The following is a 19,352-nucleotide window of genomic DNA, read 5'->3' as shown; positions in this document are numbered from 1 at the left end:
AGAGTGGCTGGCCCCGGGAAGACTGCATCGGCGAGAACGAATCCGCAGCGCCGGGCGCGGCGGCCGGACCAGGTGGAGGGAGACGGGGCGAGAGGGTGGACCGGCTGGTCGATGCGTCGGATGTCGCGGCGCGGGTTTGTGCTGCTCGATTACAATATCCGGCCCCGTAGCCGGCCGTTCATGTTCAGGAATGGCGCCGGTAATGTCGCGACGGGGAGTGCTCGTGAATGCGGATCGGCGATCGATCGAATCCCACTATTGGCGGTACTGACGATCACGGTGCGCCCGGCAGCGTAAGTGCTCCAGTCGGTGCGAAGTTGTGGGGCAGTCAGCCGGCTGACGGGGGATGGAACGGTTCGGTGCGGGGTTCGCGCAATTCCCGGCGCCGTCCACACGAAGCTCGAAAGGTTTGTTCACATGCGGTCCGAAAACGATGTCCTCGACCGGCGGGCGGGCACCCGCCCGGTGCCCGCGGCCCGGCTGGACGCGCTCCTCGCGGGGCTCGCCCGCCAGTACCGGGTGCCGGGGGCGCAGCTCGCGGTGTGGCAGGGTGACGAAGCCACCGTGGTGCAGGCCGGGGTCCGGCACCACGACCGGCCCGGGGCGATGCTCCCCACCTCCGCGGTCCCGGTCGGCTCGATCACCAAGCTGGTCACCGCGACCCTCGCGATGGTGCTCGTCGCCGACGACGACCTCGACCTGGACGAACCCGTCGGCGACGTCCTGGGCGTCTCCGGACTGCCCGCCGAGCTGACCACCCGGCGGCTGCTGAGCCACACCGGCGGGCTGCCGTCCGACCCGGCCGACCTCGCCGGCTCGGTGCTGAGAGAAGTGCGTGGCGCCGCGCCCGTCTGTCCCCCCGGGACGGCCTTCTCGTACTCCAACCTCGGCTACGCGCTGGTCGGTGCGGTGATCGAAGAGGTCACCGGGATGAGCTGGCGCGAGGCGGCCGACGCGATCGTCCTGCGCCCGCTGAACATCGAGCCTGTCTTCGTCGACGACCCGGGTGTCGTGTCCGGGCACGCCGGCGACCGTCCGGTCGAGCAGATCCTGCCACCGATGCTCGACCCCGCGGGCGCGCTCGCGATGAGCGCCGCCGACCTCGTCTCGCTCGGCCGGGTCCACCTCGGGAAGCCGGGCCTGCTCGACGTCGTCACCGCGGCCGACATGCACCGGCGCGTCCCGGCCGCCGAGCCGTTCGGCCTGGCCGACGGGTGGGGCCTCGGCATCGCCCACTTCGGCGACCCGGACAACGGCTGGCTCGGGCACGACGGCACCGCCGACGGCACCTCCTGCCACCTGCGGATCGACCAGGCCGGCGCCTGCGTGGTCGCCCTGACCACCAACGGCACCACCGGCGCGGACCTGTGGCACGCGCTGGCCGCCGAGCTCGCCGACCTCGGCATCGACGTCCCGTCCCGCGCGGCCCAGGCACCGGAAGCGACGCGCGAGGTTCCCGTGCCACCCGGCGACTTCGGCGCCTACCGCAACGGATCCATCGAGTACGTGATCACGGCCGACCGCCTCGTCGTCGACGGCGAAGTGTTCCCCGAGCTGGTGCTCCACGACGACCGGACGTTCACCGTCCGCGATCCGGCGACCGGCCGGGTCACCCCCTGCGGCCGGTTCCGCGGCGAGCCCGGCGCCTCGGCCGCGGTCGAAATCGGCGGCCGCCTCGCCGGACGCCGCTGACGCAAGCCCCTCTCCCTCCCCGCCGGTAGCGGCGGGTTCCCCAGTCGTGCCCGGAAGGTAGCGAAGACGATGACCGTGCAAGACACGCCGGCCGAAACGGACGACACCGCGCCGAGAACCGTCGGCCTCGCGGAACTGTTCGCCGCACGGGCGTTTGCGGCGCCGGACGCCGTCGCCGTGGCAGGCGAAAACATCCGGTTGACCTACGGCGAACTGCACGAACGGGCCGACCGGCTCGCCGCGCACCTCGTGCGGCTCGGGCTGCGGCCGGAGGACCGGGTCGGGCTCCTGCTCGGCCGGTCGGTGGAGCTGGTCGTCGCCGAGCTGGCCGTCGTGACGGCCGGGGGCGCGTACGTTCCCCTCGACGGCCGCGCGCCGGACACCCGGCTGCGCACCCTCCTCGCCGACGCCGGGGTGTCGATCCTGATCACCGACGACGCGGACCGGGCCGCGGCCATCCACAGTGGACTCACGGTGCACGCGGTGGAACCGTTGCCGGACGCGGAGTTCGTGCGGCCGCAGGCCGACCCGGACCGGCTGGCTTACCTGATGCACACCTCGGGCTCGACCGGGAAACCCAAGGGAGTCGCCGTCCGGCACCGGGACGTCGTGGCGCTCGCCGCGGACCGCCGCTTCGCCGGAGGTGCGCACGAGCGGGTGCTGCTGCACTCGCCGGTCGCGTTCGACGCGTCGACCTACGAACTGTGGGTGCCGCTGCTGAACGGTGGCACCGTGGTGGTCGCCCCGCCGGGCGACCTCGACGTCGAGACGCTGCGAACCGTCCTCACGCGACTCGGCGTGACAGCGCTGTGGCTGACGGCCGGCCTGTTCCGCGTCGTCGCCCAAGAAGCACCGGACTGCTTCCGCGGCGTGCGCGAGGTCTGGACCGGCGGAGACGTCGTCCCGGCCGAGTCCGTGCGGCGCGTGCTGCGGGCGTGCCCGGGCCTGACCGTGGTCGACGGCTACGGCCCGACCGAGACGACCACGTTCGCCACCTCCCACCGGCTGCCCTCGGCGGACGGAGTACCGGCGGCGGTACCGATCGGCCGTCCGCTCGACAACATGCGCGCCTACGTCCTGGACGGCGACCTCACCCCGGTCGCCGACGGCGAACCCGGCGAACTCCACCTGGCCGGCGCCGGCTTGGCCCGTGGCTACTGGGCCCGGCCCGGCGCGACGGCGGAGAAGTTCGTCGCCGACCCGGCCGGCGAGCCGGGCGATCGTATGTACCGGACCGGCGATCTGGTCCGCCGCATCGGAGACGGTGAACTGGAGTTCCTCGGCCGGGTCGACGACCAGGTCAAGGTCCGCGGCTTCCGGGTCGAGCTGGGCGAGATCGAGACCGTGCTCGCCGCGGCCCCCGGCGTCGCCGAGGTCGTCGTGGTGGCGCGCGAGGACCGGCCCGGCGTCAAGCGCCTGGTGGCCTACCTGGTGGGGGAGCCGGGTGACCTCGAAACGGTCGCGGCCGCGTCGCTGCCCGACTACATGGTGCCGTCGGCGTTCGTCGTCCTCGACGCCCTTCCGTTGAGCAGCAACGGAAAAGTCGACCGCCGGGCCCTGCCCGCACCGCCCGCCGAGGCCGTGGAAAGCGCCGAGCCGCGGACGGACACCGAGCGTGCCGTGGCGGGGGTCCTGGCGGAGGTGCTGGCCGTCGAGCGCCTCGGCGTCGACGAGGACTTCTTCGCCCTCGGTGGCGACTCGATCCTCGCTGTCCAAGCGCTTTCGCGCCTGCGCCGGGAGTTCGGCGCCGGGCTGTCGGCGCGGACGCTGTTCGACGCGCCCACCGTGGCCGCGCTGGCGAGCGTCCTCGAGAAAGCGCCGCAAGACGACGCCGCGATCCCGGTCGCGCCGCCGTCGGACGTCATCCCGCTGTCCCCGGCCCAGCGACGGTTGTGGTTCCTCGACGAACTGACCGGCGGCAGCGCCGAGTACAACACCGGCGTCGGGCTCCGGCTGTCCGGCCCGCTCGACGTCGACATCCTGCGCGGGGCGCTGGCGTCACTCTGCGCCCGACACGAATCACTGCGGACGACGTTCGGGGACGGCGTCCAGCAGATCGCGCCCACCGGCGAGATCCCGTTACGCATCAGCGAGGAACGGCCGGACGACGGCGTGCTGAAGGCCGAGCTGAGCGAGCCGTTCGACCTGCGGACCGGCCCGCTGACCCGCGCGACGCTGTTCCCCCTCGGCCCCGGCGAGCACCTGCTCCTGCTGTGCCAGCACCACATCGTCACCGACGGCCGCTCGATCGGCGTGCTCACGAAAGAACTCCTCGACCTCTACGGCGGCGTGACCCCGCCGCCGCTGACCCTGGGCTACCGCGACTACACGCACTGGCGGCTCCAGTCCACTTCGGACGACCAGCTCGGCTACTGGCGCGAAACCCTGGCCGGCATCGAACCGCTCGCCCTGCCGACGGACCGGCCCCGCCCGCCGCAGCGCACGACCGACGGCGCGGTGCACCGCCACGACCTCCCGGCCGACCTCGTCCGGCGGATCGCCGACGCCGGCCGCTCCCACGGCGCCACGCTCTTCATGACGCTCACCGCCGCGGTGCAGGTGCTCCTGGCGGCCTACAGCGGGCAGCGCGACATCGCCGTCGGCACCGCCGTCGCCGGCCGCGACCGGGCCGAACTCGAATCGCTGACCGGGTTCTTCGTCAACACCCTCGTCCTGCGGTCCGCCGTGGACGGTGACCGGCCGTTCGACGACTTCCTCGGCGAGTTCCGCGAGACGGTGCTGGCGGCGTTCGCCCACGGCGACGTCCCCTTCGACCGCGTCGTCGACGAGGTGCAGCCGGCCCGCGACCCGTCGAGGACCCCGCTGGTGCAGGCCGTCGTTGTCCTGCAGACCCCGCTCGTACAGCCTCGCGAGGTCGGCGACCTGCGGGTGACCGAGTACGACCTGCCGCGCCCGTCGGCCCGGTTCGACCTGGTCGTCGAGTTCTGGCCGCACGCCGACGGCCTGCGCGTCACCGTCGAGTACGCCACCGCGCTCTTCGACGCGGCCACGGTCGAACGCCTCACGCGCAGCCTGGAGACGCTGCTGACCGGCATCGCGGCCGACCCGGCGCGCCCGGTGGGCGACCTCCCGCTGCTCACCGACGAGGACCGCCGCTTCCTGCTCCCGGCGAGCACGGAGACCACAGCCGCGACCATCCCGGACCTCTTTGACCGCCGCGCCGACCGCCACCCCGACACCGTGGCGGTGGCCGGCGACGAAGAGCTGACCTACCGCGAACTGAAGAACCGCGCCGACCGGCTCGCGCGACGGCTGATCCGGCTCGGCGTCCGCCCGGAGGACCGCGTCGGCGTGCTCATGGACCGCTCGGCCGACCAGGTCGTCGCGGTACTCGCGATCCTCAAGGCCGGTGCCGCCTACCTGCCTCTGGACCTGCGCGCCCCGGCCGACCGGATGCGGCTCGTCCTCGACGGCACCCCGCTGCTGCTCACCGACGAGCGGTGGCAGGACACTGCGACCGACATCCACCCGGACTCGTTCGTGGTCACGGACGTCGACGAGCCGACGTCGACTCCGGACATCACGCTGGATCCGCACAACCTGGCCTACGTCGAGTACACCTCCGGCTCCACCGGCGTCCCGAAGGGCGTGGCCGTGCGGCACGCCGACGTCGCCGCGCTCGCCGCCGACCCGCGGTTCGCCGGCGGCGCCCACGAGCGGGTGCTGCTGCACTCGCCGCTCGCCTTCGACGCCTCGACCTACGAGCTGTGGGTCCCGCTGCTGAACGGTGGCACCGTCGTGGTCGCGCCACCCGGCGACCTGGACGCCGACGCCCTCCGCCGCCTCACCTCTGAACACGGCATCACCGCCCTGTGGCTGACCGCCGGGCTCTTCCGGCTCTTCGCCGAGGACGACCCGGAGTGCTTCGCAGGCCTGCGCGAAGTCTGGACCGGCGGCGACGTCGTCCCGCCGGCCGCGGCCCGCCGGGTCCTCGACGGCTGCCCGGGGCTCACGGTCGTCGACGGCTACGGCCCGACCGAGACCACCACGTTCGCCTCGTCGTTCCCGATGCCGTCGGCGGACGCGGTCCCCGAGACCGTCCCGATCGGCACGCCCCTGGCCGGCATGCGGATCTACCTCCTGGACGAGCGGCTCCGACTGGTGCCGCGCGGCGCGCTCGGCGAGGTCTGCATCGCCGGCGCCGGCCTCGCCCGCGGGTACTTCGCCCGGCCCGGCGCGACCGCCGAGCGGTTCGTCGCCGACCCGTTCGGCGCGCCGGGCGACCGGATGTACCGGACCGGCGACCGCGGCCGCTGGCGCACCGACGGCACCCTCGAGTTCGCCGGCCGCGCCGACGACCAGGTCAAGATCCGCGGCTTCCGCGTCGAACCCGCCGAGGTCGAACGCGTGCTGGCCGCCCAGCCGGGCGTCGCGCAGGCCGTCGTGGCCGTCCGCGTCACCGGCGCGCGCAAGCAGCTGGCCGGATACGTCGTCCCGGCCGACGGGTCCACTGTGGACATCGAAGCGCTGCGGCGCGCGGTGGGTCGCACGGTGCCGGACTACATGGTGCCGTCCGCGATCGTCGTCCTGGACGCGTTGCCGCTCAACGCCAACGGCAAGGTCGACCGCCACGCCCTGCCCGAGCCGCGCTTCGAGTCCACCGGGGACCGGACGCCGCGCACCGAGCGCGAAGCCGTCCTCGCCGGGATCTGGGCCGACGTGCTCGGCGTCGACCGCGTCGGCGTCGAGGACAACTTCTTCGCCCTCGGCGGCGATTCGATCCTCAGCATCCAGGTCAGCGCCCGGGCCCGGCGCGCGGGTCTCGCCGTGACCACGGCCGACCTGTTCCGCCACCAGACGATCGCGGCGCTCGCCCCGGTGATCGGGGACGCCACGGCGAGCCTCGACCGCGGGCCGGTGACCGGCGAGGTCGCGCTCACCCCGATCCAGCGCTGGTTCTTCGAAACCGCGGCGGTGCCGTACCGGTTCGACCAGGCGATCGCGGTCGACCTCGCGGAGAACGTCGGCGAGGTCGCTCTCGCCACGGCCCTGGCCGCGCTGGCCGAGCACCACGACGCCCTGCGGATGCGGTTCGAGCCCGACGGCGACGGCTGGCGGCAGCACAACGCCCCCGTCGGCGAGGGGCACTCGATGCTGCGGTGGGCGCTGTCCGGCGAACCCGGCCGGCGCGTGCTGCACCTGGCCGCGCACCACCTGGTCGTCGACGGCGTCTCGTGGCGGCTGCTGCTCGAAGACCTCGACCGCGCCTACCACCAGGTCGCCCGCGGCGAAGGGGTCGACCTCGGCCCGCGGACGACGTCGTTCCGCGACTGGGCCGCCAAGCTCGCCGAGCACGCGGAAGCCGGCGGTTTCGACGACGAACTGGACCACTGGCGGAGCCTGCCCGAGGCGGCCCCGATCCCGGTCGACGGCCACGGCGCGAACACGGTCGGCCGGGCCCGCGAGGTCACCGTCCGGCTCACCGCGGAGGAGACGCGGGCGCTGCTGCGGCAGGTGCCCGAGGTCTACCGGACGCAGGTCAACGACGTGCTGCTGACCGCGCTCGGCCGCGTGCTGGGGGAGTGGACCGGGCACGTTCCCGTGATCGACCTCGAAGGCCACGGCCGCGAGGAGCTGTTCGACACCGACCTTTCGCGGACGGTCGGCTGGTTCACCAGCATGTTCCCGGTGACCCTGGACGTCCCGGACGACTGGGGCACCGCCCTGAAGTCGGTCAAGGAGCAGTTGCGGGCGGTCCCGCGCCGCGGCATCGGGTACGGCGCCCTGCGGTACCTGACCGGGACGGCGCCGGTGATCACCCCGCCCATCAGCTTCAACTACCTCGGCCAGTTCGACCTGCCCGGCGACCTCTACACCGGCCTGCACCGCGAGCTGACCCTCGACGCTGACCCCAGCGACAGCCGCCCGCACCTCCTCGAAGTCGTCGGCCGGGTCGACGGCGACACCCTTGAGTTCGGCTGGCACTACGCCGAAGGCGTCCACGACGAGGCCACCGTCAAGCGGCTGGCCGAAGGGATGCTGGCCGCGCTGCGGGCGATCGCCGCGCACTGCGCGGACCCGGCCGCGGGCGGCCGCACGCCGTCCGACTTCCCCCTCGCGGGCCTCGACCAGTCCACTCTGGACGACCTGGCCGGCGACGGCCGCGCAGTCGAAGACGTCTACCCGCTGACGCCGATGCAGGCGGGGATGGTCTTCCACGACCTGGCCCAGCCCGGCGAACGCGTCTACTTCGAACAGATCTCGTTCACCCTCGACGACGTCCCCGATCCGCGCCGGCTCGGGGAGGCGTTCCAGCGGATCGTCGACCGGACGCCGGTGCTGCGCAGCCGGATCGTCTGGGACGGTGTACCCGAGCCGCTCCAGATCGTGCAGCGCACCGCCGAACTCCCGGTCACCTACGACGTCGACGAAGCCGAGTACCTCGCCGCGGACCTGGCCGAAGGGCTGGACCTGACGAAGGCGCCGCTGGCCCGGCTGGCCGTCGCGAAGGTGTCCGGCACGACCGTGCGCGTGATCTGGACGTTCCACCACGTCCTGCTCGACGGCTGGAGCGTCTTCGGCATCCTCAACGACGTCGTCGCGCTGCTGCGCGGCGAAGAACCGCCTCCGCGACGGCCGTTCCGCGAGTACGCGGCGTGGCTGGCCGACCAGGACGACACCCTCGCCGAGACGTACTGGCGCGCCGAACTCACCGGCGTGACGCCCACCCCGCTGCCCGGCGACCGGGCCTCGGGACGCACCCACTCGGCCAGTTCCAGCGCCCGTGTCCCTCTCGAACTCGACGACTCCGGATCGGCGGCGGTGTACGCCTTCGCCCGCCGCCACCGGCTGACCGTGAACACGCTCGTCCAAGGCGCCTGGGCGGCCCTGTTGTCGCGCTACAGCGGCGAACCCGAGGTCTGCTTCGGCGCGACGGTGTCCGGCCGCCCGGCCGAACTGCCCGGCGCGGACGACATCCCCGGCCTGTTCATCAACACGCTCCCGGTGCGCGTCCGGCTCGACCGGGACCACGGCGTCGCCGCGTGGCTGCGCGAACTCCAGGCCGCGCAGGCGGAATCCCGGCGGTTCGGACACGTCGGGCTGCCCCGGCTGCAGGCGTGGAGCGGCAGCGGCGGCAGCCTGTTCGACAGCATCGTCGTGTTCGAGAACTACCCGGTCGACGAAGTCTCCGGGCTGCGCGACGTCCGGGCGGCCGAGCGCACCAACTACCCGCTCGGGCTGGTCGCCTACCCGGGCCGCCGGCTGTCGCTGGTGCTGACCCACGACCCGGCGCTCATCGCCCCGGCGGTCGCCGCCGGGCTCGCCGCGCACCTCGAAGCCCTGGTCCGGGGCATGGTCGCCGCCCCGGACGAGCCGGTGACGCGGGTGCCGATGCTGTCCGCCGCCGAGGTCCGGCAGCTGGTCGCCGGCCGGAACGACACGGCGGTCCCGGTGCCGGCGGTGACCGTGCCCGAGCTGTTCGAGGCCCGCGTCCGCAGCCATCCGGGCGCGGTCGCGCTGGTGACCGACGACCGGAGCGTCACCTACGGCGAACTCGACGTCCGCGCGAACCGGCTGGCCCACCGGCTGCTGGACCTCGGCGTCCGGCCGGAGGACCGGGTCGCCGTCCTGATGGACCGTTCGCCCGCGCTCGTCGTCGCCGAGCTGGCGATCCTCAAGGCCGGCGGCGCGTACCTGCCGCTGGACCTGCGGGCTCCCGCCGACCGGTTGCGGCTGCTGCTCTCCGAAGCCGAGGCCGATGTCCTGGTCGCCGACGAGACCTGGCTGGCGACGGCCGGGGAAGTCCACAGTGGACAAATTGTGACCGGTGCGGACGATCAGCCGGAGACCGCGCCGGGTGTGGCCCTCGAGCCCGACCAGCTCGCCTACGTCATCTACACGTCCGGCTCGACCGGCAAGCCCAAGGGCGTGGCCGCCCGGCACCGCGACGTCGTCACGCTGGCCGCGGACCGGCGGTTCGCCCCGCACGACCGGGTGCTGCTGCACTCGCCCCAGGCGTTCGACGCCTCGACCTACGAGCTGTGGGTGCCGCTGCTGAACGGCGGCACGGTCGTGCTCGCCCCGCCCGGCGACCTCGACGTCCACACCCTCGGCCGCGCGCTCACCACGCACGGCGTCACCGGCGCGTTCCTCACCACCGGGCTATTCCGGCTGGTCGCCCAGGAAGCCCCCGAGGTCTTCGCCGGGCTGCGCGAAGTCTGGACCGGCGGCGACGCCGTGCCCGCGGCCGCCCTGCGCCGCGTCCAGGCCGCCTGCCCCGGCCTCCTCGTCGCCGACGTCTACGGCCCGACCGAGACCACGACGTTCGCGACCGTGCACCCGCTGCCCGGCGAGATCCCGGACGTCGTCCCGATCGGGGCGCCGCTGGACAACACGCGCGTCTACGTCCTCGACGGCGACCTGCGGCTGGCCCCGCCGGGCGCGCCCGGTGAGCTGCACATCGCCGGCGCCGGGCTGGCGCGCGGCTACCTCGGCCGGCCGGGCCTGACCGCGGACCGGTTCGTCGCGGACCCGTTCGGCCCGCCGGGGGAGCGGATGTACCGCACCGGCGACCTCGTGCGCTGGACCGGCGACGGCGCGCTCGAGTTCGTCGGCCGCGTCGACGAGCAGGTCAAGGTCCGCGGCTTCCGCGTCGAGCCGAGCGAGATCGAGGCGGCGCTCGGCGAGCACCCGGACGTCGTGCAGGCCGCGGTGCTGGCCCGCGCGGACGGCGGCGTGAAGCGCCTGGTCGCCTACGTCGTCGGCGAGACCGCCGGGCTGGCGGAGTTCCTCGGCCGGACGCTGCCGGACTACATGGTGCCCGCCGCGTTCGTCCGGCTGGACCGGTTCCCGGTGAACGTCAACGGCAAGCTCGACCGGAACGCGTTGCCCGCGCCCGACTTCGGCGGCCGGGAGCACGTGGCCCCGCGCACCGACCGCGAACGCGTGGTCACCGAAATCTGGGCCGAGGTACTGGGCGTCGAGCGCGTCGGCGCGACCGACGACTTCTTCTCCCTCGGCGGCGACTCGATCCTCAGCATCCAGGTGGTGTCCCGGGCCCGCCGGGCCGGGCTGGAGCTGCTGCCCGGCGACCTGTTCGCCCACCGCACGCCGGCCGCGCTCGCCGCGGCCGCCCGCACCGCCACCGAGACCGCCGAGCGTGGCCCGGTCAGCGGTTCGGTGCCGCTGACGCCGATCCAGCGCTGGTTCTTCGCGACGCAGACCGCCGCGCCGGACCACTTCCACCAGTTCGTCCACCTGGGACCGGATACCGTCGACGCCCAGGCGGCTCGCCAGGCCGTCGACGCGCTGCTGGCGCACCACGACGCCCTCCGGATGCGGTTCACCCACGATGAAGACGGCTGGCACCAGGAGAACGGCCCGGTCGGCGCCGAGACCCCGCTCGTCCGTCTGGACGTCTCCGAACACGACGTCAAGCTCGCCGTGCACCACCTCGTGGTCGACGGCGTGTCCTGGCGCGTGCTCATCGAGGACTTCGAACGCGCCTACGACCAGGCGCTGCGGGGTGAACCGATCGACCTCGGCCCGCGGACGACGTCGTTCCGCGAGTGGGCCGGCCGGCTGACCGAGCACGCCGAGGCCGGGGGCTTCGGCGACGAACTCGCGCACTGGCGCGGCCTGCCCGAGGCGACGCCGATCCCGGTCGACGGCGACGGGGACACCACGGTCGCCGGAATGCGATCGGTCGCCGTCCGGCTGCCCGAGCAGGAGACGAACGCGCTGCTGCGCGAGGTCCCGCCGGTCTACCGGACGCAGGTCAACGACGTGTTGCTGGCCGCGCTCGGCCGGGTGCTGCGGGACTGGACCGGCCGGACCCCGGTCGTCGACCTCGAAGGCCACGGCCGCGAAGACCTGTTCGCCGACGTCGACCTGTCGAGGACGGTCGGCTGGTTCACCACCGTGTTCCCGGTGGCCCTGGACGTCCCGGACGACTGGGGCACCGCGCTCAAGGCCGTGAAGGAACAGCTGCGCGCGGTCCCGCGGCGAGGCATCGGCTACGGCGCCTTGCGGCACCTGGCCGGCACGGCGCCGGCGATCGACCCGCAGGTCAGCTTCAACTACCTCGGGCAGTTCGGCTCCGGCCGCCTCGAATCCGACGAGAGCCCCCGCTCGGCGCGGGCGCACCTGCTCGACGTCGTCGGCCGCGTCGAATCCGGGGAACTGGAGCTGACCTGGTACTACGCCGAGGGTGTCCATCGGAAGTCCACCGTGGACTCGCTGGCCACGACGATGCTCGACGCCCTGCGCGAGATCGTCCGGCACTGCGCGGCGCCGGGCGCGGGCGGCCGCACGCCGTCCGACTTCCCGCTGGCCGCCCTGGATCAGTCCACTCTGGACGAACTGGTCGGCGACGGGCGCGCCGTCGAGGACGTCTACCCGCTGACGCCGATGCAATCCGGCATGGTCTTCCACGCGCTGTCCCAAAGCGCGGAACGCGTCTACTTCCAGCAGGTCGCCTTCGTGCTCGACGGCGTCCGCGACCCGGCCGCCCTCGAACGCGCGTGGCAGCGGGTCGTCGACCGGACGCCGGTGCTGCGGACGCGGATCGTCTGGGAGGACGTGCCCGAGCCCGTCCAGGTCGTGCAGCGCCACGCCGACGTCCCGGTCACCCACCACGACTGGCGCGGCCACACCCCGGACGAGCGGGACCAGGCCTGGCAGGACCTCCTCGACGCCGACCGCGCCCGCGGCCTCGACCTGACCGAGACGCCGTTGCTGCGGCTGGTGCTGGCGCGCCTGTCCGACACCGAAGTCCGCGTGCTGTGGACGTTCCACCACGTCCTGCTCGACGGCTGGAGCGTCTTCGGCGTGCTGTCCGACGTCTTCGCCGCCTACGCCGGTGGCGAGCTGCCCGAGCGGCCGCCGTTCCGCGACTACGTGGCCTGGCTGGCCCGCCAGGACGACTCGGCGGCCGAACGGCACTGGCGAGCGGAACTCGGCGACCTCGTCGCCCCGGCCCGGCTGCCCTTCGACCGCGTGCCGGCGCAGGCCCACACCACTCGGTCCTCGCAGTGGCTGCGCATCCCGCTCGAGAACTCCGAGCGACTGCGGGACACGGCCCGCTGCGCCGGGCTCACGGTGAACACCGTGCTGCAGGGCGCGTGGGCGCTGCTGCTGGCTCGCCTCGCGGGCGAGCCGGACGTCTGCTTCGGCACCACGGTGTCCGGACGTCCGGTCGAGCTGCCCGGCGCCGACGACGTCACCGGCATCTTCATCAACACCCTGCCGGTGCGCGTCACCGTCGCGGGGTCGTCAGTGGCGGACTGGCTGACCGCGTTGCAGGCGCGCCAGGTCGAGTCGCGCCGGTACGGGCACCTGCCGCTGACGAAGCTGCAGGCGTGGAGCGGCAGTACGGGAAGCCTCTTCGACAGCATCGTCGTGTTCGAGAACTACCCCGCCGACACCGCGGCGGCGCACGGCCTGACCTTGCGGGACGTCGACGCCGCTGAGACGACCAACTACCCGCTCAGCGTCGTCGCCTCGCCGGGGGAGCGGATCACCCTCGACGTCGGCTACGACCCGGACCTGTTCGACACGGCGACGGCCGAGCGGATCGCCCGGCAGCTGACCGGCGTCCTCGACGCCTTCGCCGCGGATTTGCACCGGCCCCTGGCCGAGGTCGACCTGCTCACCGACGCCGAACGCCACCAGGTGCTGGTCGAGTGGAACGCCACCGCGCACCCGCTGCCGGAGGGTGATCTCGCCGAGTTGTTCGCCGCGCAGGTCGAGCGCACGCCGGATGCCGTCGCGCTGACCGGGGACGACTTCCAGCTGACCTACGCCGAACTGGACGAAGCTGCCGACCGGCTCGCGCGATACCTGGTCTCGCTCGGTGCCGGTCCCGAACGACTGGTCGGCGTGCTCATGGAGCGCTCGCCCCGGCTGCTCGTCACCGAACTGGCGATCATCAAGGCGGGCGCGGCCTACCTGCCGCTGGACACTCGCGCGCCGGCGCCGCGCCTCAAGACCCTCCTCGCCGGCGTCACGATCCTCGTCGCCGACGAGACCTGGGCCTGGACCGCCCGGGCGATCCACAATGGACTCGTCGTCGTGCCGGACGACCGGACGGCGGACGTGCCGCTGCCCGCCGTGGACCGGGACAACCTCGCGTACGTGATGTACACGTCCGGCTCGACCGGAACGCCGAAGGGCGTGGCCGTGCGCCGGCGGGACGTCGTGGCGCTGGCCGCCGACCACCGGTTCGGCCCGCACGACCGGGTGCTGCTGCACTCGCCGCACTCGTTCGACGCCTCGACGTACGAACTCTGGGTGCCGCTGCTCAGCGGCGGCACGGTCGTCGTGGCACCGCCGGGTGACCTCGACGTCGACACCCTCGGCCGGCTGCTGACCACGCACGGCGTGACCGGCGCTTTCCTCACCACCGGGCTGTTCCGGCTGGTCGCGCAGGAGGCCCCCACGGTGTTCGCGGGGATGCGGGAGGTGTGGACCGGGGGCGACGCGGTGCCGGCCGCGGCCCTGCGCCGGGTCCGGGAAGCCTGCCCGGACACCGTGGTCGCCGACGTCTACGGCCCCACCGAAACCACGACTTTCGCGACCGTGTACCCGATGCCCGGGGCGGTCCCGGACGTCGTCCCGATCGGCATGCCCCTCGACAACATGCGCGCCTATGTCCTCGGCCCGGACCTGCGGCCGGTGCCGCCCGGCGCCCCGGGCGAGCTGTACCTCGCCGGGGAAGGCCTGGCCCGCGGGTACCTCGGCCGGCCCGGGCTGACGGCCGAGCGGTTCCTCGCCGACCCGTTCGGGCCGGCGGGCGAGCGGATGTACCGCACCGGCGACCTCGCGCGCTGGACCGCGGACGGCGCGCTCGAGTTCGTCGGCCGCGCCGACGAGCAGGTCAAGGTCCGCGGGTTCCGGATCGAGCCCGGCGAGATCGAAGCCGCGCTGGCCGCGCACCCCGGGATCGCCCAGGCCGCGGTGCTGGCGCGCGAAGACCACGGCGTCAAGCGCCTGGTCGCCTACTTCACCGGCGACGCCGACGACCTGGCCGAGTTCCTCGGGCAGACCCTGCCGGACTACATGGTCCCGGCCGCGTTCGTCCGGCTCGAGAGCTTCCCCTTGAACGTCAACGGGAAGCTCGACCGGAACGCCCTGCCCGCCCCGGACTTCGCCGCGGCCGGCAGCCACCGGGCGCCGTCGACCGAGGCAGAGCGGGCGCTGGCCGCGATCTGGACGGACGTGCTCGGCGTCGAGGACGTCGGGGCCGAGACGAACTTCTTCGAGCTGGGCGGCGACTCGATCCTCAGCATCCAGGTCGTCTCCCGTGCCCGCCGCGCCGGGCTGACGCTGCTGCCGCACGACGTCTTCCGGCACCCGACCCTGGCCGCGCTCGCGGCGCACGCGAGCGTCGACGACGGACCGCGCGCCGAACAGGGCCCGGTGACCGGTGAGGCGCCGCTCACGCCGATCCAGCGGTGGTACTTCGAGACCCAGCCCGCGCGGTTCGACCAGCGCGTGGTCCTCGAGGTCCCCGAGGACGTCGACGAGCAGGCCGTGCGCGGTGCGCTCGAAGCGGTGTGGGCGCACCACGACGCTCTGCGCCTGCGGTTCGAGGGTGGGGTCCAGCACGGCGAACCGGTGTGGCCTGCCGACCTGCTCACCGACGAGGTCTCGTTCGACCTCGGTCGCGGACCGTTGCTGAACGCCGTCCTCGACGGGCGGCGGCTGCTGCTGGCCGCGCACCACCTCGTCGTCGACGGCGTCTCGTGGCGGATCCTCCTGGAGGACTTCCACGCCGCCTACCGCGGTGAGGACCTCGCGCCGAAGACGACGTCGTTCCTCGCCTGGGCGCGGAAGCTGGCCGAGCACGCCGAGGCCGGCGGCTTTGACGACGAGCTGGACCACTGGCGCGCGCTGCCCGCAGTGCCGCTGCTGCCCGCCGACGGCGAGGGCCCGGCCACCGTCGCCGACAGCCGCGAAGTCACCGTCCGGCTCACCGCCGAGGAGACGCGGGCGCTGCTGCACGACGTCCCCGAGGTCTACCGGACGCAGGTCAACGACGTGCTGCTGACCGCGCTCGGCCGGGTGCTGCGGGACTGGACCGGGCACACCCCGGTCGTCGACCTCGAGGGGCACGGCCGCGAGGAGCTGTTCGACGACGTCGATCTGTCGCGGACGGTCGGCTGGTTCACCACGATGTTCCCGGTCGCGCTGGACGTCCCGGACGACTGGGGCACCGCGCTGAAGTCGGTCAAGGAGCAGCTGCGGGCGGTTCCGCGGCGGGGCATCGGCTACGGCGCCCTGCGGTACCTGACCGGGACGGCCCCAGCGATCGACCCGCCGGTCAGCTTCAACTACCTCGGCCGGTTCGACGACGCCGCCGGTGGGCTCGACGCCGACGTCGACCCGGACGCGCCCCGCACCCACGCCCTCGACGTCGTCGGCCGGGTCGTGGGCGGGGAGCTGGAGCTGACGTGGTCGCACGTCGCCGACGTGCACCACCGGAGCACGGTCGAGCACCTCGCCGAACGGATGCTGACGGCGTTGCGGGAGATCGTCGCGCACTGCGCCGAACCGGGCGCGGGCGGGCGGACCCCGTCGGACTTCCCCCTGGTCTCGCTCACCCAGTCCACAGTGGACGAGCTGGTCGCCCGGGGTGCCGAGGACGTCTACCCGGTGACGCCGATGCAGGGCGGCATGGTGTTCCACGGGCTTTCCCAAGCCGCCGAAGGCCTGTACTTCGAGCAGGCGACGTTCGTGCTCGACGGCGTCACCGACGTCGACCGGCTCGCCGAAGCCTGGCAGCTCGTCGTCGACCGCACGCCGATCCTGCGCACCGCGTTCCTCTGGGCCGGGGTCGCCGAGCCGGTCCAGGTCGTCCACCGCGGGGTCACCCTGCCGGTCCGCCGGCTCGACTGGACCGGGCGCGACCGTGACGAGGAACTGCGGAAGCTCCTCGCCGAGGACCGCGCGGAAGGCCTCGACCTCGGCACGGCACCGCTGGCCCGGGTCGCGCTGGCCCGGCTCTCCGCCACCGAAGTGCAGGTGCTGTGGACGTTCCACCACGTCCTGCTCGACGGCTGGAGTGTCTTCCAGGTGCTCTCGGACGTCTGCACGGCCTACGCCGGGCAGCCGCTGCCGACCCGGCCGCCGTTCCGCGAGTACCTCGCCTGGCTGGGACGTCAGGACCAGACGGACGCCGAACGCTTCTGGCGCACCGCGCTCGACGGCGTCGAGGGCCCGACCCCGGTGCCCGCCGACCGGACGCCGGCCCCGGGCCACGCGCCGTGCTCGGCCGAGTGGCTGCCGGTCAAGCTCGACGGGACCGCGACGGCCCGGCTCGACGCGTTCGTCAAGCGCCACGGCCTCACCCACAACGTCGTGCTGCAGGGTGCGTGGGCGCTGCTGCTGTCGGTCTACAGCGGAAGCGACGACGTCGTGTTCGGCGCCACCACCTCCGGCCGGCCGGCCGAGGTACCCGGCGTGGACGACATCACCGGCATCTTCATCAACACCCTGCCGGTCCGGGCCGCCGTCGACCGCCGCGCCCGCGTGGCCGACTGGCTCGCCGGGCTGCAGGCCGCGCAGGCGGAGGCCCGCGGACACGGCCACGTGCCCCTCGCCCGAGTGCAAGGCTGGGCCGGCCTGCCCGGCGGCGTCGACCTCTGCGCCAGCCTGGTGGTGTTCGAGAACTACCCGATCACCGGCGCGTCCGCCGGCCACGGCCTCACCGTGCGCGGCCTGTCGGCGAGGGAGACGACCAACTTCCCGCTCACCGTCGTCGCGTCGCCGGGGGCCGAGCTGTCGGTCGACGTCGGCTACGACCCGGGCCTGTTCGACGCCGCGACGGTGTCCCGGCTGGCCGGGCACCTGCTGACCGTCGTCGGCGAGCTGGCCGCCGACGGCGACCGGGCCCTCGGCGCGGTCACCATGACCACGCCGGACGAGACCCGGCTGCTGGCGGAGTGGACGGCGACCGGCGACGAGCTGCCGGTCCGATCGCTGCCGGAGTTGTTCGCCGAGCAGGTCCGCACCCGGCCGGACGCGGTCGCGGCCGTCCTCGACGGCGAGGCGGTCACCTACGCCGAGCTGAACCGGCGAGCCAACCGGCTCGCGAACCGCCTGGTGGGCTTGGGACTGCGGCCGGAGGAACCGGTCGGGCTCGCCGTGTGCCGCGCCGACGCCGTGGTCGCCGAGCTGGCCGTGGTCAAGGCCGGCGGCGCCTACCTGCCGATCGACACCCGCGCCCCGGCCGAGCGGCGGAAGCTGCTGCTCGACGGCGTCCGGTTCGTCATCGCCGCGGAGGAGTACCCGCTCGGGCGGACGGTGCTGCTGTCCTCCGTGGACGATGAGTCCACTTCGGACCCCGAAGTCGCCGTCGATCCTGACCAGGCGGCGTACGTGATGTACACGTCCGGCTCCACCGGTGTGCCGAAGGGTGTCGTGGTGCGCCACCGCGACGTCGCCGCGCTGGCCGCCGACCGGCGGTTCCGCGGTGGCGCGCACGAACGCGTTCTGCTGCACTCGCCGCTGGCCTTCGACGCCACGACGTACGAGCTGTGGGTCCCGCTGCTGAACGGCGGCCGGGTGGTCGTCGCCCCCGGCGAGGGTGTCGACGCGCCGGCGTTGCGGGACCTCGTGCGCGAGCACGGCCTGACCGCGATGTGGATCACCGCCGGGCTGTTCCGCGTCCTCGCGCAGGAAACCCCGGACTGCTTCGCCGGGCTCCGCGAAGTCTGGACCGGCGGCGACGTCGTCCCGGCCACGTCGGTGCGGCGGGTCCTCGCCGCGTGTCCCGGGCTGCGGGTCGTCGACGGCTACGGCCCGACCGAGACCACGACGTTCGCGACTTCGCACCCGATGGCCGGCGTGGTCCCGGACCGGATCCCGATCGGCCGGCCCCTCGACGGGGTGCGCGCCCGCGTCGTGGACACCGACCTGCGCCCGGTGCCGCCGGGCGTCCCCGGCGAACTGTGCCTGGCCGGCGCGGGCCTGGCCCGCGGCTACCGGGACCGGCCCGGGCTCACCGCGGACCGGTTCGTCGCCGACCCCCTCGGCGCGCCGGGGGAGCGGATGTACCGCACCGGCGACCTCGTCCGCTGGACGGCGGAAGGCACCCTCGAGTTCCTCGGCCGCCGCGACGACCAGGTGAAGCTGCGCGGGTTCCGCGTCGAACCGGGCGAAGTCGAGGCCGTGCTGGCCCGGCACCCGGACGTGGCGCAGGCCGCGGTCGTCGTGCGCGAGGACCAGCCGGGCGCCAAGCAACTCATCGCCTACGTGGTGTCCGATGTGGACGAATCCACGCTGCGGGAGTTCTTGGCCCGCACGGTGCCGGACTACCTCGTGCCGACCGCGTTCGTCACCCTCGATCGGCTGCCGGTCAGCGCCAACGGCAAGGTCGACCGCCGCGCGCTGCCCGCCCCCGCCGCACCGGAAACCCGGCACGTCGAACCGGAAACCGAGACCGAGCGCGCGCTCGCCGGGATCTGGGCCGAGGTGCTCGGCGTGGCCCGGGTCGGCGCCGAAGACAGCTTCTACGCCCTCGGCGGCGACTCCCTGCGGAGCCTGCAGATCGCCGCCCAAGCGAGCGCGCTGTTCGACGTCCGGCTGACCCCGGCCGACGTGCTGACCGCGCGCACGGTCGCCGGGCTGGCCGGAACCGTCGAGGAACTCATCCTGGGCGAGCTGGAAAGCCTCGCCTTCGACCAGGAATCGTGAGG

The 19,352-nt window shown here is 73.8% G+C and carries 2 protein-coding genes; both read left to right on the top strand.

Annotated features, from left to right (window positions below; all coding sequences use genetic code 11):
• Positions 1-417: 417 nt before the first annotated feature.
• Entirely contained in the window at positions 418-1,692 is a 1,275-nt protein-coding gene (locus tag AA23TX_RS20290; RefSeq protein WP_155544060.1) for a serine hydrolase domain-containing protein, read from the top strand.
• A gap of 69 nt (positions 1,693-1,761) precedes the next feature.
• Positions 1,762-19,350, top strand: coding sequence for a non-ribosomal peptide synthetase (locus tag AA23TX_RS20285; protein ID WP_155544059.1), 17,589 nt, complete (start codon positions 1,762-1,764; stop codon positions 19,348-19,350).
• Positions 19,351-19,352: the final 2 nt, after the last annotated feature.

It is taken from the genome of Amycolatopsis camponoti (assembly GCF_902497555.1).
GTDB classification, from domain to species: domain Bacteria; phylum Actinomycetota; class Actinomycetes; order Mycobacteriales; family Pseudonocardiaceae; genus Amycolatopsis; species Amycolatopsis camponoti.
The sequence above is the reverse complement of the archived record's forward strand: the minus strand, read 5'-3'. Positions and strand labels throughout refer to the sequence as shown.

Excerpts from the sequence above, each read along its gene's own strand:
- AA23TX_RS20290 (WP_155544060.1), top strand. The coding sequence starts at position 418 with ATGCGGTCCGAAAACGATGTCCTCGACCGGCGGGCGGGCACCCGCCCG.
- AA23TX_RS20285 (WP_155544059.1), top strand. The coding sequence starts at position 1,762 with ATGACCGTGCAAGACACGCCGGCCGAAACGGACGACACCGCGCCGAGA.